General features: G+C 61.0%; 18 protein-coding genes. 9 read left to right on the top strand and 9 right to left on the bottom strand.

Features of this window, described 5'->3' with window-relative positions:
- The first annotated feature begins 181 nt into the window (after nt 1–181).
- On the top strand, nt 182–394 hold the full coding sequence (locus HH213_RS21145; protein ID WP_169113538.1) for a hypothetical protein: 213 nt from the start codon (nt 182–184) through the stop codon (nt 392–394).
- 457 nt (nt 395–851) lie between these two features.
- Here the strand turns inward: HH213_RS21145 and HH213_RS21140 are convergent, their stop codons facing one another.
- Nucleotides 852–1,136, bottom strand: coding sequence for a hypothetical protein (locus HH213_RS21140; RefSeq protein WP_169113537.1), 285 nt, complete (start codon nt 1,134–1,136; stop codon nt 852–854).
- A 554-nt stretch (nt 1,137–1,690) separates the two neighbouring features.
- On the opposite strand from HH213_RS21140, the gene HH213_RS21135 reads away from it, so the two are divergent.
- From HH213_RS21135 to HH213_RS21120, 4 genes are all read left to right on the top strand, one after another.
- Complete coding sequence (locus tag HH213_RS21135; RefSeq protein WP_169113536.1) at nt 1,691–2,311, top strand: site-specific integrase; 621 nt, start codon at nt 1,691–1,693, stop codon at nt 2,309–2,311.
- A 340-nt stretch (nt 2,312–2,651) separates the two neighbouring features.
- Nucleotides 2,652–3,713 carry an MBL fold metallo-hydrolase gene (locus HH213_RS21130; protein WP_169115302.1) on the top strand — a complete coding sequence of 354 codons (1,062 nt, stop codon included), beginning with the start codon at nt 2,652–2,654 and terminating at the stop codon, nt 3,711–3,713.
- Nucleotides 3,714–3,783: 70 nt separating this feature from the next.
- Complete coding sequence (locus tag HH213_RS21125; RefSeq protein ID WP_110848548.1) at nt 3,784–4,185, top strand: hypothetical protein; 402 nt, start codon at nt 3,784–3,786, stop codon at nt 4,183–4,185.
- Complete coding sequence (locus tag HH213_RS21120; RefSeq protein WP_158288095.1) at nt 4,182–4,325, top strand: hypothetical protein; 144 nt, start codon at nt 4,182–4,184, stop codon at nt 4,323–4,325. Before HH213_RS21125 ends, HH213_RS21120 begins: the two co-directional genes overlap by 4 nt.
- Here HH213_RS21120 and HH213_RS21115 read toward each other — a convergent pair.
- The 4 genes from HH213_RS21115 to hemC are packed head-to-tail and all read right to left on the bottom strand — an operon-like array spanning nt 4,322 to nt 8,427.
- On the bottom strand, nt 4,322–5,488 hold the full coding sequence (locus HH213_RS21115; RefSeq protein WP_229263481.1) for a heme biosynthesis protein HemY: 1,167 nt from the start codon (nt 5,486–5,488) through the stop codon (nt 4,322–4,324). The two genes, HH213_RS21120 and HH213_RS21115, sit on opposite strands and share 4 nt — an antisense overlap.
- 32 nt (nt 5,489–5,520) lie before the next feature.
- Complete coding sequence (locus HH213_RS21110; RefSeq protein WP_169113534.1) at nt 5,521–6,675, bottom strand: uroporphyrinogen-III C-methyltransferase; 1,155 nt, start codon at nt 6,673–6,675, stop codon at nt 5,521–5,523.
- Complete coding sequence (locus HH213_RS21105) at nt 6,672–7,463, bottom strand: uroporphyrinogen-III synthase (protein ID WP_110848551.1); 792 nt, start codon at nt 7,461–7,463, stop codon at nt 6,672–6,674. Before HH213_RS21105 ends, HH213_RS21110 begins: the two co-directional genes overlap by 4 nt.
- Nucleotides 7,464–7,470: 7 nt before the next feature.
- A complete protein-coding gene (gene hemC / locus HH213_RS21100) occupies nt 7,471–8,427 on the bottom strand; it encodes a hydroxymethylbilane synthase (protein ID WP_371875679.1) in 957 nt (318 codons plus the stop codon).
- Between the two features lie 223 nt (nt 8,428–8,650).
- On the opposite strand from hemC, the gene ppc reads away from it, so the two are divergent.
- Nucleotides 8,651–11,485 (top strand): phosphoenolpyruvate carboxylase, encoded by a 2,835-nt coding sequence (gene ppc, locus HH213_RS21095; protein WP_169113533.1) that lies wholly within the window; start codon nt 8,651–8,653, stop codon nt 11,483–11,485.
- Nucleotides 11,486–11,599: 114 nt separating this feature from the next.
- Nucleotides 11,600–12,031 (top strand): histidine kinase, encoded by a 432-nt coding sequence (locus tag HH213_RS21090; protein WP_169113532.1) that lies wholly within the window; start codon nt 11,600–11,602, stop codon nt 12,029–12,031.
- On the opposite strand, the gene HH213_RS21085 is transcribed toward HH213_RS21090, so the two are convergent.
- The 4 genes from HH213_RS21085 to rpoD form a co-directional block, all read right to left on the bottom strand.
- Complete coding sequence (locus HH213_RS21085) at nt 11,980–12,375, bottom strand: GFA family protein (protein WP_169113531.1); 396 nt, start codon at nt 12,373–12,375, stop codon at nt 11,980–11,982. The genes HH213_RS21090 and HH213_RS21085 overlap by 52 nt on opposite strands.
- Nucleotides 12,376–12,382: 7 nt before the next feature.
- On the bottom strand, nt 12,383–12,859 hold the full coding sequence (locus HH213_RS21080; protein WP_169113530.1) for a hypothetical protein: 477 nt from the start codon (nt 12,857–12,859) through the stop codon (nt 12,383–12,385).
- 25 nt (nt 12,860–12,884) lie between these two features.
- Nucleotides 12,885–13,961, bottom strand: a complete 1,077-nt coding sequence (locus HH213_RS21075) for a CPBP family intramembrane glutamic endopeptidase (protein WP_169113529.1) — start codon at nt 13,959–13,961, stop codon at nt 12,885–12,887.
- 89 nt (nt 13,962–14,050) lie between these two features.
- Nucleotides 14,051–16,522 (bottom strand): RNA polymerase sigma factor RpoD, encoded by a 2,472-nt coding sequence (gene rpoD, locus HH213_RS21070; RefSeq protein ID WP_169113528.1) that lies wholly within the window; start codon nt 16,520–16,522, stop codon nt 14,051–14,053.
- A gap of 407 nt (nt 16,523–16,929) precedes the next feature.
- Here rpoD and HH213_RS21065 point away from each other — a divergent pair, with 407 nt between their 5' ends.
- Together HH213_RS21065 and HH213_RS21060 are read left to right on the top strand one after the other, a co-directional pair.
- Complete coding sequence (locus HH213_RS21065; protein WP_110848559.1) at nt 16,930–17,409, top strand: ProQ/FINO family protein; 480 nt, start codon at nt 16,930–16,932, stop codon at nt 17,407–17,409.
- 25 nt (nt 17,410–17,434) lie between these two features.
- Nucleotides 17,435–18,082 (top strand): 3'-5' exonuclease, encoded by a 648-nt coding sequence (locus HH213_RS21060; RefSeq protein WP_169113527.1) that lies wholly within the window; start codon nt 17,435–17,437, stop codon nt 18,080–18,082.
- Nucleotides 18,083–18,114 lie beyond the last annotated feature (32 nt).

The following is an 18,114-nucleotide window of genomic DNA, read 5'->3' as shown; positions in this document are numbered from 1 at the left end:
GCTGTGCGCGCTGCGCTGAATCTTAGCGCCACACTTTCAGAGTGATGTAAAATTCACCACTAATGAAAATTGGGAGCGTCACTTGGTAAAGCACCCCATCTAAGTGTCCCGACAAAATTATCGCGGTTCTAACGCGAAGAGGTTAGAGAAAGTCCGGGCCGCCAACGCTGCTGCACAAAAGATGGAACAGGTCATCAATGAACTACTGCTGAAGCAAACCGAGCCTATACGATCCTACCTGTGGATGGAAATATCCCAAGCATCGAGAATCCCTTATGACACCGTGCAGGATGTTGGCTATGGAATTGACGGTGGTAGCAATGGTTTCACTGCGATACGTTACGACCTAACCTATGAAAAGGCAATGGCGATGTTACAAAAGGGCACGAGCTAGGCATTTCGGCGCCGACTACGAATCGATGTTAGCCGTGGCCGGCCTGGGGCGCGAATGGGATTGTGAAGCTGGCTATGAACACGGCTTCACACGCTGACGATCAACGCGGACGACCGGCCGCTAATACGAAGCTTCCGTAAGACTGGCGACGAGAAGAGAGTGCTGGTTGTAGTCCCGCACGCAGAATGGGATGACTGGCTCGGTTGCAAGGATCCAGCGCGGGGACGCAGCTTCCTACGTCCCTACCCGGCCGAGCTGATGCGGGCGTGGGAATTCCCAGTGCCGCCGCGCGCCAAAAACCAGAGCTGTCGGCGCAGACGCCGGTGCCGAATGCCCAGTTGAGATTGCTGTGAGTAAGAATTTGACCAGCTGTCGCTTACGCGCCGCTTCCTCAACTTAAACTTGATTGCTGTCCGCAAACAAATCGTTTTACAGACAGCAACATTGGATTACTTACTTAACAGTCCAGGAAGTGATCCCAACCGCAATTCTCTGGTGCGGGATCTTGTGGATGATAAGGAGGGAAGCCACAGGAGTAGGTTTCAATTTCATAGTAATCGGTGTGCGTATTACCTATGTAGTTGGTCCGGCCGGTACACGTTTGCTCGGAATAGCCGACCTGAATATGATTCGCATCATAGTAGCGAATGATCTCGCCCTCAGCCGGTGCCGTGTATGCGGCAGAAGCATAAATTCCAGCGAACAGACTAATGCCAGCGCAAACTCCCTTGATTAACTTCATCGCACAACTCCTTAAATGTATTTAAAAAGGAACGAATCAATCCTCACAGTGAGGCGTCCCATTTTAAAACTGAAATTATTGAATTTGCAACTGATATTTTATTTTTTTATTAACCTAAAACCACTAAGAACAACCACTTAAAAATATCGCCTCCAGGTCAGCAGTGTATTTGCGGTAGTGTGCCCAATTGCGCAAGAGAGCAAGAATCTTGTCGCTATCGCTGGCCGTAACCGGTAGCTGGTCGAACTCATACGCCGGCGCACCGGCGCGGCCTTCACGCAGGGCCTCGGCACCGGAACCTGGACGATCTGCGTGGACGGCGCAGGAACGCTGGAGCAACTGGCCAGCAGCACGGCGACGGCCAAACCTGCAAATTTGCTCAAGTTGATGGTCATCTCACCTTCTCCAATAGCTGTTTCCGGTAAGGCATTGCATCCGCGCAGGTCGTCGCCTTGACGCCAGCGCTATTGCGCGAGTGGATCATTGTCCTAAATCTCAAAGACCGGAGCATCAGATAACTACTGATCCCGCTCCGTGAAGCGCTGGAGGCGGCGGTGAACGACAATCTGATCGCTGCCAATCCACTCGACCGCGTGAAACTGAATAGGCTGCTGCCTAAAGAGGCAAAGCGTGTCGACTACGAGGTGGATCCATTCAGTGCAGCTGAGATCAAAGCGATCATTGCTAACGCTAAGCCGCAGGAGCGCAACATGTTCCTGTTCGCCTTCACTACTGGCGTGCGGCCGACCGCGCATACGGCACTGAAGTGGAGCTCCGTCGATCTTGTTGAAAACACTGTCCGAGTGGAACGCGCGCGGGTCGTCCGTATCACGCGGGACGAGACGAAAACGGACTCGGGGCGGCGCACCATCGACTTGCGGCGCGGTGCACTGCAGGCCCTCCTCGACCAGCGCCAATACACCTTGCTTGAGGGTGACCTCGTATTCCACGATCCTTTCCATAACGCCGACTGGCAGGACTCCTCGCGCGTGTCCACCAAGTGGAACTCGGTACTCAAGAAGGCCGGTGTGCGTCATCGGGTGCTGTATCAAACCAGGCATACATTCGCATCGACTCTTCTATCTTCCGGCGTCAACCTGCTCTATGTCGCAAAGCAGATGGGACACAAGGATACGACGATGGTGCACCTACGGAAAATGGCTCGAACTGGATGACAACGCGCTGCCCGACATTTTCGAGCGAGTCGTCGAAAAGAAGGTGACGATCAGGCAAAGTCGCTGATTTTGAGTGTCTTACCCAAGGGCTTTTGCCGCCACGCGCCGTCTTTTAATATTGGTAATCGTGTGCGTTCACATTTTATTACTTCGACCACATATGAGACCTCTGGGTGCTTTTCGCCCTCGTTTCGCCCGAATGGCGATAACGAAAATCGGCCATTAGGTAAAGACGCTATGGCAAATCCTTGCCGTTATATCCAAGTACAGATTGCTTGTGCGGCGCAACACCGTTGGGTATTTGCTATGATAACAGCTCTCCTTATTCGGATAACGCATGATGATCTTCCGCCAACTGTTCGATCCCACCTCTTCCACCTACACCTATCTGCTGGGTGATGGCGGCGAGGCGGTGCTGATCGACCCGGTCTACGAACACGTTCCACGCGACCTGGCGCTGGTGCACGAACTGGGCCTGACGCTGCTGGCCACGCTGGACACCCACGTCCACGCCGACCACGTCACCGGCGCCTGGCGCCTGCGCGCGCGCAGCGGCAGCCGCATTGCCGTCTCCGCCGCCTCCGGTGCCGCCGAAGCCGATTCGCCCCTGCAACACGGCGGCCGCATCCCCTTCGGCTCGCGCCACCTGACAGTGCGCGCCACGCCCGGCCACACCAGCGGCTGCCTGACCTATGTGCTGGACGATGAGAGCATGGCCTTCACCGGCGACAGCCTGCTGATACGCGGCTGCGGCCGCACCGACTTCCAGCAAGGCAGTCCGCAGCAGCTGTTCGCCTCGGTGCATGAACAGATTCTCAGCCTGCCGGGCGCTTGCCTGCTGTATCCTGCCCACGACTACCGCGGCATCACCGTCACCAGCGTGGCGGAGGAGCGACGCTACAACCCGCGCCTGGGCGGCGACGTCGATGTCGGCGATTTCACCGGCCACATGAACAACCTCAACCTGCCGCATCCGAAGCTGATCGCGGTGGCGGTGCCGGCCAACCTGCGCTGCGGCAAGCCGGAAGGCGACGCGCCGACCGACACCCCGGACTGGGCGCCGCTGACCTTGCGTTTCAGCGGCGTGTGGGAAATCGAGCCGATGGCCTTGCTGGAACGGCTGAACAAAGTGCAGATTATCGATGTGCGCGAAGCGCCGGAATTCATCGACCGCCTGGGCCACCTGCACGGCGCCACGCTGGTGCCGCTGTCGGAGCTGACCGGCCGCATGGACGAATTCGATCGCTCGCAACCGATTGTTGCCGTATGCCGCTCCGGCGTGCGCTCGGCGCAGGCCAGCGTGCTGCTGACCAAGGCAGGCTTCACCAAAGTCGCCAACCTGGCCGGCGGCATGCTGCGCTGGAAAATCGAAGGCTACCCAGCCGACTCCGACCCTGCCTGAGCCACCTCAACTGCGCCACCCGGCGATCTGCTTACACTGCAGTTCCGGCGCAGCGCAGCGAGGTCCGCTCATGATTTCCCCCAACAACAAATGGCTGATCCACACCCTGCTGGTCGGCCTGATCCCGATCCTGACCCGGCTTCTAAGCTGGGCAACTACGACGACCGGGACGGTAGATCCATTGGCTACGGTAGACTTCATCACCTTAGGGCTGGTTATGCACGTCTCAATCCTAAACGAGACCGCGCATATACCAACCCTGGATAACGCATCCAAAACACTGCTGAACAGCATTTCCACTGTTTTTATCGCCACATATGGAGCGCTTTATGCGGTTGCGACGATCGGTGAGCACAATGCGGAACTAATCAATGTTTCCGCAGTCCTAACAGGCAGCGTAGGGCTGTGCGCGGTGTCCACCACCTTAGGCTTCATACTATTTCAACATTTCTCGGTGCGGAGTTCAGCATGAAGCCTTTAGACATTTATCTGTATATCGTCCTCGCTATTGGCATCTTCGGTGGATCGGCAGCGACACTCTGGGTTTATCTCTACCTGAAGAAAAAATATCCGGACGAAAAAAAGGCCGGTGATGACCGGCCTTCTGTTTAGAGGATTGTCGCCAGTGCGCACTGGCGGTAGTGGTTGGCGGCTTCTGCTTCCTGCCCCAGCGCTTCATGCAGCTGCGCCAGCTTCAGGTGCGATTCGCGCACCATGCGCGGGTCGGCGGCGTCCGACAAGGCCTGCTCCAGATAGCGCTGCGCCTTGCCCCACAGTTTCTGCTTCAGGCACAGCGAACCCAAGGTCAGTGCCAGTTCGGCGTCGGTCGGGCGGGCGTTGGCCCAGTTCTCGCAATGCTCGATCTGCATCAGCAACGCCGCCGAACCAGCCGGCGCAGCGGCTTCGCGGTAAGTGCGCACCACGCGGTCGTCCCAATCGGCGGCCAGCGATTCTTCCGCCACCAGACGCGCTTCGTCATGCAGGCCACGCGCATTCAGCGCGGCGGCGGCGCGGCACGCCACGTATGGCTTGATGCGGTCGGCTGTCGGCACCGTGCTCCAGACGCGCTGCAGCGATTCGGCGTCGTGCGACGCATCGGACAGCAAATCGTCATACGCCAGCTCACGCAGGCGCGACGACAAGGCCGGATGCAGCGCGCGGTGCTTGTCCAGCGAACGCACCAGGCGCAACACTTCCGGCCAGTTCTTGGCCTGCTGCTGCGCTTTCAGCGACATCTGCAAGGCGTGAATGTGACGCGTGCCGCTGGCGTTCAGTTCGCGCACGGCGTCCAGCGCCGCTTCGGGCTGATGGTCGTCGACCAGCAGTTCGGTCATGGTCATCAGGCGCGCGGTTTTCATCGCATTGTCGTCCACCAGCTTGTTCAGCCACTGGTCGCGGCGCGCCGACTGGCGCATGCGGTGCGCGGCGCGGGCGCCGATCAGCGAGGCGACGCCAACGTTTTCCGGCAGTTCGGAAGCACGCAGCGCGGCCTTCTCGGCGTGGCCGAAACGGCCTTCAAACAGCGCCTTCGCCGCTTCGCGCAAGCCCTTGTTGCCATCACGTTCGCGCTTTTGCTGGCGATAGGCGGCGACCTTGCGCGGCATCTTGACCGTCGCACGGAAGGCGCGGATCACGATGTACAGGAAGATGAACAGCGCCAGCTCCAGCGCCACAAACAAGTTCAGCGACAGGTCGATGCGGTGCGGCGGATAAAACAGCACCACATTGCCCGGATTGAAGCGCGCCGTCACGGCAATACCGATGGCGGCGGCCATCATGGCGACTAACCAGAGAAATAAACGCATGACTATGGCTTCGCTTTGTAGTTGCGCACCGCGTTCAGGCTGTCGGACAGGGTCGGCATCTCAATTGCGAGATTGCTGCTCTGCACCTGACGCAGCAGCGCCTGCACGGTCTGGGTGGAACGGGCGCGGGTGTCGAAATACTTGACCAGCGCGTCCTGCGCCGCGATCAGGTCGGCACGGAAAGCACCTTCGTTACGCGACAGCAGCGCCATGCGCGCATTCAGCAGACGCAGCTTGAGGTTTTCGCGCATGAAGTAGGCCTGCGTTGGCGACAGCATCAGCGCATCCGGCGTGTCCACATTGCGCACCCGCACCAGCTGGCGGACGTCGGTCCACATCTCGCTGCTCCAGCCATTCCAGCCGTCCTGCAACGCTTGCAGCCATGGGCTGGTGGTCTGCTCGACCACCACCGATTTGCCGTCTTTGCCATGCACGACCTTGGTTTTGACTTTCTTCTCGGGCGGCGCCGGCAGCGTCGGCTTCTCGTCCGACAGCATCGGCAGCGTATCGATCTGCGCGATAGCGTTGTCCAGGCGCAGCGCGACGCCGACCGAATCCACACTCGGCAACGCTTTCAGCTTGTCGGTGTCGCGGGCGATGGCGCGGCGGATGGTGATGAATTGCGGCTTGTCGGAACGCGACAGGCTGCGGTCGGCGTTCTGCAATGCGATCAGCGCCCCCGGCACGTTGCCGGCCAGTTGCAGCTGCTGCGACGCGGTCGACAACACTTGCTCGATCTCGGTCAGCGCCCATTCGTCGCGGTTTTTCGACAGATCCTGATACAGCTGCTCCAGCGCCAGTTGCTGGCTCTGCGCTTCCTGCTGTTTGCTTTCCAGCAGCGCGACCTTGGCTTGCAGCTCCTTGGTGCTTTCCTGCACGCTGTGCACCTGGCTGCCGGTGTCGGCATTGACCGCGTCGCCCTTTTGCAGGCGCATCGCCACTTCCTCGCGCAGCTTGCTGACACGCGCATGCGAATACCAGGTCTGGCCGGCCAGCAGGATCGCCAGCACAAGTATCCCCACCGACAGCATTTGCGGCTGTTGCAGGGTTTCGAGCAGGCTCGGTTCAGACTGCGTTGGCGGCGTGGCCGCAGGCGGGATCTCGTTGGCTTTGGCGGACGAGACGGCTGGGTCAGGTAAAGTAGGCAAATCGTTCATAGGCATGATTGTAACGCGGCCAGCAGGCGTTCGTCGCCTGATCCGGTAAGCGTCAGCTTGGAAAATCCTAAATTATTTGCCGTTTCGGCAATTCGGGCGTGGGGCACGATCAGATGCTGTTGTTGCATTGCTACAACGCTATTGTGCTGCATCGCGTCAGGGTGCTGCAAGTCCAATCTGGCCAGGATGCCGCACAGGCCGCGCAAGGCTTCGGAGCTGGTGATGATCCAGTCGTTTTGCTGCGCCAGCAAACGGCGCAGCGTGGCCGCCAGTTCGGCCGTCAGCGGCGGCACCGAGCGGCGGTAGGCTGGCACCACGTCGACCAGCGCCCCGGCGGCGCGCAAGCCGTCGCCCATCAGCTCGCGGCCGCTTTCGCCACGGATGATCAGCACCGGCTGGCCTTTCAGGGCCGCCAGGTCCAGCGTTTGCAGCAGATGTTCGGAGTCGCTGGGGACGTTGTCGGCCGGGCAGACGATGCGGTAGCGGTCCGGCGTGACGCCATGCGCGGCGAGCGCGGTGCGGCTGCCCTCGCCCACCACCGCCAGCGTTACGCCTGGCGGCCACTGTTGTATATGGGCGAACGCGGCATCGATGGCATTGGGCGAAACGAAGGCCACCAGCGCATAGTCCGCCAGCCGGGCCAGCGTGGCTTGCAGTTGCCGTTGATCGGCCAGCGGCGCGATATCTAGCAACGGCAGCACTTCGACCGTACGGCCCAGGGCCGCCACGCGGGCGGCCAGCGGCGCGGCTTGCGCCAGAGGACGGGTGATGACGACGGCGCCGGCCATCCTCAGATCAGACGACCGGCTTGCCGGCGGCGCTGGCGGCCAGCTCGGCCGAGCGCGCATCGTCGTCGGCTTGCGCCGCTTCGCTCAGGCAGGCGGCCAAGATGCCTTCGGCGTCCTGCACGCGCAGCAGTTCGGCCACTTGCGCGCCCAGCGCCTCGGCGTCGGCGGCCGGGCCGCGCGCTTCGGCGCTGATCATGCGCGTGCCGTCCGGCGTCGCCACCATGGCGCGCAGGTGCATCTGGTCACCGTCGATGGTGGCGTAGGACGCCAGCGGAATCTGGCAGCTGCCGCCAAACACTTGCGACACCTTGCGCTCGGCGATCGACACCAGCGCGCTGTGCGCGTGATGCAGCGGCGCCAGCAGCGCGACCAAGTCGAGACCGTCGTCTCGCTCGGGAATTTCAATCGCCAGCGTGCCCTGCCCCGGCGCCGGCAAACTGGTTTCCGGCGACAGCAACGAACGAATGCGCTCGGCCAGGCCCAGACGCTTGAGGCCGGCAGCGGCCAGGATGATGGCGGCGTATTCGCCACGGTCCAGCTTGGCCAGACGGGTATCGAGATTGCCGCGCAGCGGCTTGATCACCAGTTGCGGATAACGGGCGGCGATCAGCGCCTGACGGCGCAGGCTGCTTGTGCCGACAATCGCGCCGGCCGGCAGTTCATCCAGCGAAGCGTAATCGTTGGAAACAAAGGCGTCGCGCGCATCTTCGCGCTCCATCACCGCCGCCATGGCGAAGCCTTCAGGCAACTCCATCGGCATGTCTTTCAGGCAGTGCACGGCCAGATCGGCGCGGCCTTCGGCCATCGCCACTTCCAGTTCTTTCACAAACAGGCCTTTGCCCCCCACCTTCGACAGGGTGCGATCCAGAATTTGATCGCCACGAGTCGTCATTCCGACAATTTTGACATCGCACTGCGGATATAATAATGTCAAGCGATCGCGGACGTGCTCGGCTTGCCACATGGCGAGACGGCTCTCCCGCGACGCAATGACCAATCTGGACGGGGAGTTTTGTACCAATTCGGATGTTTTCAAAACCAGTTCTTTCGCTGTAGCTGACGCTAACCGGCGCAAGCCAGTACCACGCGCGTGTTTAAGATCACAAATTTTAGCATGCTCACCTTCTTGCAGAACCGGGCCATAAGCCTACGCACCGACATATTTCACCTTTCGTGACTTAAAACACATGGCCAATCCATCTAGTGCATTGAACGAACACGTTGCTGAACAACCGGGCGCCGACAAAGACGCGCCATTGAAGGAAGACATACGCTTGCTAGGCCGCCTGCTGGGCGACGTCTTGCGCGACCAGGAGGGCGAGGAAGTCTACGCCGTGGTCGAGACCATTCGCCAGACCGCCGTGCGCTTCCGCCGCGAAGCCGACGCCGGCGCCGCCAAAGAGCTGGACGGCATGCTGAAGATCCTGACCAAGGAGCAAACCATTTCGGTGGTGCGCGCCTTCTCATACTTCTCGCATCTGGCCAATATCGCCGAAGACCAGCACCACATCCGCCGCCGCCGCGCCCACCTGCTGGCCGGCTCCAGGCCGCAGCAAGGCAGCGTCAACTACGCGCTGTGCAAGCTGAAGGAAGCCGGCGTCAGCCAAGAGACGGTATCGACCTTCTTCCAGGAAGCCTTGATTTCGCCGGTGCTGACCGCCCACCCGACCGAAGTGCAGCGCAAGTCCATCCTCGACGCCGAGCACGACATCGCCCGTCTGCTGGCCGAGCGCGACCTGCCGCTGACACCCAAGGAGGCGGCCGCCAATATGCACCTGCTGAAAGCGCGCATCGCCACGCTGTGGCAGACCCGCATGCTGCGCTACTCCAAGCTGACCGTGGCCGATGAGATCGAAAACGCCCTGTCCTACTACCGCATCACCTTCCTGCGCGAACTGCCCGGGTTGTACGATGACATCGAGCAGGACATCGCCCACCACTACGGCAACGATGAACAGCCGCAACACATCACCGCACCGTACGTGCAGATGGGCAGCTGGATCGGCGGCGACCGCGACGGCAATCCCAACGTCAACGGCGACACCATGTCGCACGCGCTGACGCGCCAGGCCACCACCATCCTCGACTTCTATTTGGAGGAAGCGCACACGCTGGGCGCCGAACTGTCGATCTCGACGCTGATGGTGGCCTGCTCGCCGGAACTGCAAGCCCTGGCCGACCAGTCGCCCGACACCTCTGACCACCGCGCCGACGAACCGTATCGCCGCGCCCTGATCGGCATCTACGCCCGCCTGGCCTCGACCGCGCGCGCGTTGGGCGCCACCAACATCCTGCGCAAGGAAGTCGGTCACGCCGAGCCGTACAACGGCGCCGCCGAATTCGCCGCCGACCTGCAAGTGCTGATCGACTCGCTGACCGCCAACCACGGCGCAGTGCTGGTGCAGCCGCGCCTGACCACGCTGAAGCGCGCGGCCGACATCTTCGGCTTCCACCTGGCCTCGCTGGACATGCGGCAGTCGTCCGACATCCACGAGCGCGTGCTGGCGGAACTGTTCTCCACCTCCGGCGTGCAGGCCGACTACGCCGCGCTGGACGAAGACGCCAAGATCGCGCTGCTGCTGGGCGAACTGGCGCAGCCGCGCCTGCTGAATTCGCCGTACATCAACTACTCGGCCGAGACCGTATCGGAGCTGGGCGTGCTGCGCGCGGCGCGGCAGATCCGTGCCCGCTACGGCGCGCGCGCGATCCGCAACTACATCATCTCGCACACCGAGACCGTGTCCGACCTGCTGGAAGTGCTGCTGCTGCAAAAAGAACTGGGCCTGCTGCGCCTCGCCGGAGGGGAAGCTGAACCTGAACTGGACCTGATGGTGATCCCGCTGTTCGAGACCATCCCCGACCTGCAACGCGCATCCGGCATCATGGAAGCCGTGATGGCCATCCCGCTGGTCAAGCAACTGATCGCCAAGCAAGGGCAGATCCAGGAAGTGATGCTGGGCTATTCCGACTCCAACAAGGACGGCGGCTTCCTCACCTCCAACTGGGAGCTGTACAAAGCAGAAACCAACCTGGTCAAGGTGTTTGAAAACGCCGGCGTCAAGCTGCGCCTGTTCCATGGCCGGGGCGGCACCGTCGGCCGTGGCGGCGGTCCGTCGTACGACGCCATCCTGGCGCAGCCGCATGGCACCGTCAACGGTCAGATCCGCCTGACCGAACAGGGCGAGATCATCGCCTCCAAGTTCTCCAACAAAGACATCGGCCGCCGCAACCTGGAGCTGCTGGTCGCCGCCACGCTGGAAGCCAGCCTGCTGCCGCAGCCGGAAGACGCCGAACACAGCAAGCAACTGCACCAGTTCGAGACCATCATGGCCGAGATTTCGGACCGCGCCTACAAGGCCTACCGCAATCTGGTCTATGAAACCCCGGGCTTCACCGACTACTTCTTCACCGCCACACCGATTGCCGAAATCGCCGAGCTGAACCTCGGTTCGCGTCCGGCCTCGCGCAAGTCGACCAAGCGGATTGAAGACCTGCGGGCGATTCCATGGGGCTTCTCGTGGGGCCAGTGCCGCCTGTTGCTGCCGGGCTGGTACGGTTTCGCCAGCGCCATCGGCGGCTGGATTGCCGACGGCGACCAGGCCGAGCGCCTGTCGCAGCTGCAAGCGATGTTCAAACATTGGCCGCTGTTCGCCACGCTGCTGTCGAACATGGACATGGTGCTGGCCAAGACCGACCTGGCGATCGCCTCGCGCTACGCCGAGCTGGTACAGGACAAGGAACTGCGCGACCGTATCTTCAAGCGCATCACCGACGAGCACGCCAACACCCTGGAGATCCTGCAAAGCATCACCGGCGCCAACGAACGCCTGGCCGGCAACCCGCTGCTGGCGCGTTCGATCCAGAATCGCTTTGCCTATCTGGACCCGCTGAATCACTTGCAAGTTGAGCTGATCAAGCGCCACCGCGCGCTGTCGTCGGAGAGCAAAGCCGACGAACGCGTGCACCGCGGTATTCACCTGTCGATCAACGGTGTCGCTGCCGGACTGCGCAATACCGGCTAAAAACAACACGGTAACGCTACCATCACCCCGCTTGTCGGGGTGTTTTCATTTTTACATGACAAATAGATAAAATTGGGATTAATCGCCTGAAATCGTTATCGAAATTAAAACATCATGCGCCGTCCATCCGAACTGGAGCAAGAGGCGACCGAAAGCCAGCACCGCCGCCTGGCGCTCGGCATGCGCGACAACCTGGCGCAGAATCTGGTGGCGCTCAAGCTGGACATCACCATGCTGCACGCCCGCACAGGCGCCACGCAACCGCTGCTGCACAGGCGCGCCGCGCAAGCGTTGTCCACGCTGAATAGTTGCATCTGCAACGTGCGCGAGATCATCAACGAACTGCATCCGGTCACGCTGGAACTGGGCCTGAGCGCCGCCATCGAATGGCAACTCCAGCAGATGCAGCGGCGCCAATCCGGCCGAAGCAGCCATGCGCCAACGCCTGAGCGCACTGGGCGGCACTCTGCACGTGGCCTCGCATGCATTACGCATCACCGTGCCGGCTTAAGGCTGGGCAGCCAGGCAGGTTTGGTATCGGTGTAGAGTTCGCGTTCGACGGGGCCAGCGTATTCCGGCTCCAGCGTGCCGAGGGTGACGGCGATGCGATCGGGCGACTCGGTGCTGCGCCAGTAGATGTTGGAGCCGCAGACGCTGCAAAAGCCACGGCGGCCATCATCGGACGAGTGGTGCTCCGTGATCAAGTCCTGGCCCTGCGCGATGACGAAGCCGGCGCTGGCGACATTCGCGTACGAGCCGGCGCCAGCGCCATGCTGCTTCTGGCACATGGTGCAGTAGCAGTGGCTGGCGTGGAAGACCGGCAGCGCGGCGCGATAGCGTATGCCGCCGCATAAACAGCTGCCGTGCAAGTCGCCGGTGTCGGCCATCATCACCTCCTTATTGCTTCAGCATGTCCGGCAAGGCATTCAGTGGCGCCAGTTCCTTGCGCGGCGTGATGCCCTTGAGCGCCAAGCGCGCCGGCTCGAAGTACAATGCGCCATCCTTGTTGGTCAATTCCGACCAGTAGAACAGGCCATCTCCCCGCATATGCACCAGCACCGGATCACGCGTCACCGGCAGCGACGGTTTGCACCACTCACCCAGATCGGCATGCACGGTCACCACCTCGCCCGGTTTGGCGCTGGAGCCGGCGTAGACCTGCTCCACTTTCAGCTTGATGTCCTGGCAGCCGCAGGCATTGGAGATCGTCACCCGCGTGCTGCCGTCGGCGTTCGGCGTAGTGCCGCTCTTCGATTTGCAGCTGTCCGCACCAAACGGTATCAAAGTAGCAGATTCCAGCCGGCCGGTGAGCACGATATCCTGCGCCATCGCCGAAGCGGACAGGCTCATCAACATCAACAACAGTTTTTTCATAACGCTCCCTTGAGTTATACGCACATCACGACGCCAGCGCCCACACATCCGCCACGATGTGCGCGACGATGACGGGAAACAGCCGGCCGCTGCGCCAGTAATAGATGCCGACCACCAGGCCGAAGATGGCTACCGCCAACAAGCCCAGCGGCCCCTGATAGGTGTGATACAGCATCCGCACCAGCAACACCACGCCGACCGCATTGGAGCCGCCCAGCCGGCGCAAGCCGCGTTGCAGGAATGCCATCAAAAAGACTTCCTCATACACGCCATTGACCAGCGACAGCAACAACAACGCGCCCATCGAACGCTGCCCTTCCAGCAGGCGTTGAACCGGCTGCGTCAGGTCGTCCGATGCAAAACCGGTGAACAGCACATTGCAGCCCACCGTCAACATATACAAGGCGGCGCCAATTAGCGCACCGCTCCAGGACGGCCGCGGCAGCAAGGTCCGTAGCGGATAGCCGCGCGCATACAGCACGCCCAGCGCACAGGCGCCGAGCATCAGCTCCAGCACCACTATCGCCAGCAGGCTGTTATCGGAAAACGCCTGCGCGCTGCTTTGGGAGACCACCGCAATGGTCGAGCCGAGGATGAAGTAGCCGAAACTCAACGCGACCACCACGGCCGCCTCGCTGTACGGCGTATCCGGCACCTGCGCGTGATCGACGCGCGCCGGCAGTACATGCACATCCGGCTGCGTACGCTCGCGATAGCGGTAGTAGCTAGCGCCCAGCAGCAGGCCCACCGGACTAGCCAGCATCGACAGGAGCATGCGGAAAGCATCGCGCGAAGACGGCGTCGCCATCATCCCGTTCACCACCAGCACCGCCAGTATCCCCGCCACCGCCCGCCATGACCAGCGCTGCGACCAGTGCGCCGCAGCCATGCCCGCCGCCAGGCCGCCGGCCAGGTCCACGACCTGTATCAGCAGCCACATCGGCGAGTCGGAATGATCCGTGAAGACTGTATCGCCAGGCAGGCGCTGGCTGGCCTCCAGCATGCGGTGCAAAGTCCACGCCAGCGTCATCGACGCCAGCCCTGCCAGCATGCCGAGCCACATGGTGCGGTAACGCGGCTTCAGCGATTGCGGTTCATCCATTATCTAACCGGACAAGTTTTTAATTTTGCAATATTAGCACGAAAAAAAGGGAGGCACATGGCCTCCCTTTTTGCTTGCTTTGCTGAACCTTAGTTTTGGGTCAGGAAAGTTTTCAGCTTGTCCGAACGCGATGGCTGGCGCAGCTTGCTCATCGCCTTGGCTTCGATCTGACGGATACGCTCGCGGGTCACGTCGAACTGTTTGCCCACTTCTTCCAGCGTGTGGTCGTTCGACATTTCCACGCCGTAGCGCATGCGCAGCACCTTGGCTTCGCGCGGGGTCAGCGAATCCAGCACTTCCTTGATGACGTTGCGCATCGAGGCGTGCAGCGCGGCATCCAGCGGCGCCAGCGTGGTGTTGTCTTCGATGAAGTCGCCCAACTGCGAATCGCCGTCCTCGCCCATCGGCGTTTCCATCGAGATCGGCTCTTTGGCGATCTTCATGATTTCGCGGACTTTGTTCTCCGGCATTTCCATCTTCAGCGCCAGGGTCGCCAGGTCCGGCTCGCTGCCGGTTTCCTGCATGATCTGACGCGAAATGCGGTTCATCTTGTTGATGGTTTCGATCATGTGCACCGGCACGCGGATGGTACGGGCCATGTCGGCGATCGAACGCGTGATGGCCTGACGAATCCACCAGGTCGCGTAGGTCGAGAACTTGTAGCCGCGACGGTATTCGAATTTGTCCACCGCCTTCAGCAGGCCGATATTGCCTTCCTGAATCAGATCCAGGAATTGCAGACCGCGGTTGATGTACTTCTTGGCGATCGAAATCACCAGACGCAAGTTGGCCACCGTCATTTCACGTTTGGCCTGGCGCGCGCGCTTTTCACCGGCGGCCATCTGCTTGTTAATCTTGCGCAGGTCGGCCAGCGGCAGCGCCACGCGCAGTTGCAGGTCGATCATCTTGCGTTGCAGCTCTTTCACGGCCGGCACGTTACGGCCCAGCACGGTGCTGTACGGATAGCCGGCATCGACTTCGCCATCGACCCAGTCCAGGTCCGTCTCGTTGCCCGGGAAGACTTTGATGAAGTGCGCGCGCGGCATGCCGCAACGGTTGACGCACAGGTCCAGCACGGCGCGTTCGATCGAGCGCACTTCTTCCATCTGGCCACGCAGCGTATCGCACAGCTTCTCGACCACCTTGGCGGTGAAGCGGATGCCCAGCAGTTCGGCCGAAATGGCTTCCTGCGCGGTCACATACGCCTTGGAGGCATAGCCGCCCGACGCCTTGCGCATTTTCTCGAACTGGGCCGAGATGAAGGCGAATTTGTCCAGCGCGGCGATTTTCAGCTGCGCCAGTTGCTCGGTCGAGTAGCCGGCGGCGCCGCCCCCGACGTCGCCGTCTTCTTCTTCGCCGTCGTCTTCCTCGTCCTCGTCGTCATCCGACGTCGCGGTGGCGACCACGGCAGGCGCAGGCGCGGCGTCGTCCGGATCGACAAAACCGTCGACCACGTCGTCCACCTTCATTTCGTCGGCGGCGATCTTGTCGGCCAGCGAAATGATTTCGGCGATGGTGGTCGGGCAGGCGGAAATCGCCTGGATCATGTCCTTCAGGCCTTCTTCGATACGCTTGGCGATTTCGATCTCGCCCTCGCGGGTCAGCAGCGCTACGGCGCCCATTTCACGCATATACATGCGGACCGGGTCGGTGGTGCGGCCGAAGTCGGAATCGACGGTCGACAGCGCGGTTGCGGCAGCCGCTTCCACTTCATCGTCCGAGGTAACAGTGGCAACGTTGTCGCTCAACAACAGTGCTTCCGCATCCGGCGCGCGCTCGTAAATGGCGATGCCCATGTCGTTGAAGGTCGCGATGATGCCTTCAATCGCTTCCGGATCGATGATGTTTTCCGGCAACTGGTCGTTGATCTCGGCATAGGTCAGGAAGCCACGCTCTTTACCCATATTGATCAGGTTCTTGATCTGGGTGCGGCGTTTTTCCAGTTCCTCGGCCGAGGCTTTCGGATCCAGGCCCAGCAGGTCAGCGCCGCCCTTGGCTTTGCGCTCACGTGCTTTCGACACGGCTTTCAGTTCGGCGCGCTCGACCGCGTTCAGTGCCGCGACTTCGTCGTTTTCCGGCGTGAATTCGGACGGCTTGCGGCCACGGCGGCCCGGAACCTTAACGCCCGGCAGCAGGTAGCCCGAGGTATCGATCGACGCCAGCGTGGCGGCATCGGTTACCTGGCTGACCGACGGTGCGGTCGCCGAGGTGGTGACCACCGGCGCCGTTTCCAGCTTGGCCTTGACCAGCTTGGACTTCGGCGCCACTTTGACGGTCACGGCCTGCGCTTCATCGGCCACCGCGCCAGGAATCGCGCTCTTGCGCGCCACCTTGGCGACTTTGGTCGCGTCATCGGCCACTTCGGCCGACTGCACGTCGGCCTGGGCGGCTTCGGCAGCGGCGCTCAGACGGGTTTTCTTTTTAACAACCGTAACTTTGCTCGCTGCCTCTTCATTATCGATGACGTAAGATAGAGTCGTCTTCGGCACCACCAATGGCGCAGCGCTGGCGCGGGCGGCGGGCTTTTTGACGGACAACGTTAAAGTTTTCGGTTTTGTCATTAGAAATCTCTCAATGCTATGCGCCGGAAAATTACAAAAAAGCAGACCCCGCGCCGACCGCGAAGGTGCGCTGGGGTGGAAATGTTGTAATTTAGCTGACGATTTTCTGCGGAATAAAAAAAGCCCGCATCCTGCAACGGGCTTGTTTCTCTTTTCAGGGAAGAATGAGAAGGGCAAATGAGAAGGGCTAAAAGCCCTTGGTCAGACCATCCGAATCGCATCCTGTACCAAGCTGAATCACACCGTCCTGCCGTTGGTGCGTCGAGCATTATACACAATTTAGGGCACCTACGCACGTTTGCAAGAGGTCTTAACACCATTCTAAGCATGAGCAATTCGCTACAGTAGCCCAAAAGGCACTGCAATCCGCTGGGCAGCATGATATGCTGACGGTTGTTGCTTAACCTATGAAGTCGATGAACACTAGTCTTACCCCCCAGCCTCCGGCCACTGAGCCAGCCACTGCTGTCTCCGCGCCGGCACCTGCCGCTCAAACCCCGCGCAGCCTGCTGAAACACCTGCAAACCCAATTCCCTGCTTTCCGCGATTTCCTGCCCCTGAGCATCGGAATCGACAAGCAGCTGCTGGCTGTGATGCCCGAGCTGGATCGCAAAACCATGCGCACGGCGCTGGGCATCCATACCGGTTCGTTGCGCTATCTGAAAGTCATGGAAAAAGCCAAGGTCCGTCACGACCTCGACGGCACCCCTGGCGCCGAAGTGACCGACACCCACCGCGCCCACGCGACCCAGGTGCTGCAAGAGCGTTTCAAGAAAGAAGCCGACCGCAAGAAGGCCGAACGCGAAGCCAAGGCCGCCGAGGAAGCTGCCCGTGTGCACGCTGACAAGCTGAACCAGCTGGCCGCGAAGTTCGCCAAAAAGAGCTGAGTTGGCTGAGTTGGACGATCAGCCCATGGCAGCGGCGGCAGAAGAAGAGCTGCCGCCGTATCTCGGCATCCATATCGCCGATGTGCACATGGTGGTGACGCCGGAACAGGCCGTCGCCGCGCGCGACGCCCTGCTGGCCAGCGACGCCATTGGCTTCGATACCGAATCCAAGCCGACTTTTACGCGGGGCGAAACCTCCACCGGGCCGCACCTGATCCAGTTCGCCACCGATAACAAGGCGTATCTGTTCCAGATCGGCGCCAGCACCGAGCCGCACATTCGCGCCATGCTATTGGCGATTCTGGAACGGCCTTTGCCGCTGAAGATCGGTTTCGGCCTGTCGGACGACGTCAAGCGCCTGCACGCCAAGCTGGATATCCGCACCGCTGGTGTGGTTGATCTGTCGGTTGCGCTGCGCACGCCTGGTCAACGCAACGACCTCGGCGCCAAGACGGCGGTGGCCAAATTCTTCGGTCGCAAGCTGCAAAAATCGAAAAAGATTTCCACCACCAATTGGGCTTTGCCGCGTCTGAACGAAAAACAGATCCTGTATGCGGCCGATGATGCCCAGGTGGCGTTGCGGGTTTACCGTCACTGGCTAGGGCTGGGTAATAAGTTGCCCCCGCTCAAAGCTGTCAAATTGCCAAAACCACCTAAAACCGGGTTATCCTAGACACGCGGCCGCCATGCGCCGCCTGTATCAGG

Source organism: Duganella dendranthematis, from assembly GCF_012849375.1.
In the GTDB taxonomy this organism is placed as follows: Bacteria; Pseudomonadota; Gammaproteobacteria; order Burkholderiales; family Burkholderiaceae_D; genus Rugamonas; species Rugamonas dendranthematis.
Note: the sequence above shows the minus strand (reverse complement) of the source record. Positions and strands in the feature narration are given on the sequence as shown.

What these genes read in the sequence shown, in the direction of transcription:
- HH213_RS21075 (WP_169113529.1), bottom strand. Translation starts at nt 13,961, where the DNA reads ATGGATGAACCGCAATCGCTGAAGCCGCGTTACCGCACCATGTGGCTC.
- rpoD (WP_169113528.1), bottom strand. Translation starts at nt 16,522, where the DNA reads ATGACAAAACCGAAAACTTTAACGTTGTCCGTCAAAAAGCCCGCCGCC.
- HH213_RS21080 (WP_169113530.1), bottom strand. Translation starts at nt 12,859, where the DNA reads ATGAAAAAACTGTTGTTGATGTTGATGAGCCTGTCCGCTTCGGCGATG.
- HH213_RS21065 (WP_110848559.1), top strand. Translation starts at nt 16,930, where the DNA reads ATGAAGTCGATGAACACTAGTCTTACCCCCCAGCCTCCGGCCACTGAG.
- HH213_RS21060 (WP_169113527.1), top strand. Translation starts at nt 17,435, where the DNA reads ATGGCAGCGGCGGCAGAAGAAGAGCTGCCGCCGTATCTCGGCATCCAT.
- hemC (WP_371875679.1), bottom strand. Translation starts at nt 8,427, where the DNA reads ATGTGGCAAGCCGAGCACGTCCGCGATCGCTTGACATTATTATATCCG.
- HH213_RS21115 (WP_229263481.1), bottom strand. Translation starts at nt 5,488, where the DNA reads ATGGCCGCCGCCATCGGTATTGCCGTGACGGCGCGCTTCAATCCGGGC.
- ppc (WP_169113533.1), top strand. Translation starts at nt 8,651, where the DNA reads ATGGCCAATCCATCTAGTGCATTGAACGAACACGTTGCTGAACAACCG.
- HH213_RS21130 (WP_169115302.1), top strand. Translation starts at nt 2,652, where the DNA reads ATGATCTTCCGCCAACTGTTCGATCCCACCTCTTCCACCTACACCTAT.
- HH213_RS21105 (WP_110848551.1), bottom strand. Translation starts at nt 7,463, where the DNA reads ATGGCCGGCGCCGTCGTCATCACCCGTCCTCTGGCGCAAGCCGCGCCG.
- HH213_RS21140 (WP_169113537.1), bottom strand. Translation starts at nt 1,136, where the DNA reads ATGAAGTTAATCAAGGGAGTTTGCGCTGGCATTAGTCTGTTCGCTGGA.
- HH213_RS21085 (WP_169113531.1), bottom strand. Translation starts at nt 12,375, where the DNA reads ATGATGGCCGACACCGGCGACTTGCACGGCAGCTGTTTATGCGGCGGC.
- HH213_RS21110 (WP_169113534.1), bottom strand. Translation starts at nt 6,675, where the DNA reads ATGAACGATTTGCCTACTTTACCTGACCCAGCCGTCTCGTCCGCCAAA.
- HH213_RS21125 (WP_110848548.1), top strand. Translation starts at nt 3,784, where the DNA reads ATGATTTCCCCCAACAACAAATGGCTGATCCACACCCTGCTGGTCGGC.
- HH213_RS21090 (WP_169113532.1), top strand. Translation starts at nt 11,600, where the DNA reads ATGCGCCGTCCATCCGAACTGGAGCAAGAGGCGACCGAAAGCCAGCAC.
- HH213_RS21145 (WP_169113538.1), top strand. Translation starts at nt 182, where the DNA reads ATGGAACAGGTCATCAATGAACTACTGCTGAAGCAAACCGAGCCTATA.
- HH213_RS21120 (WP_158288095.1), top strand. Translation starts at nt 4,182, where the DNA reads ATGAAGCCTTTAGACATTTATCTGTATATCGTCCTCGCTATTGGCATC.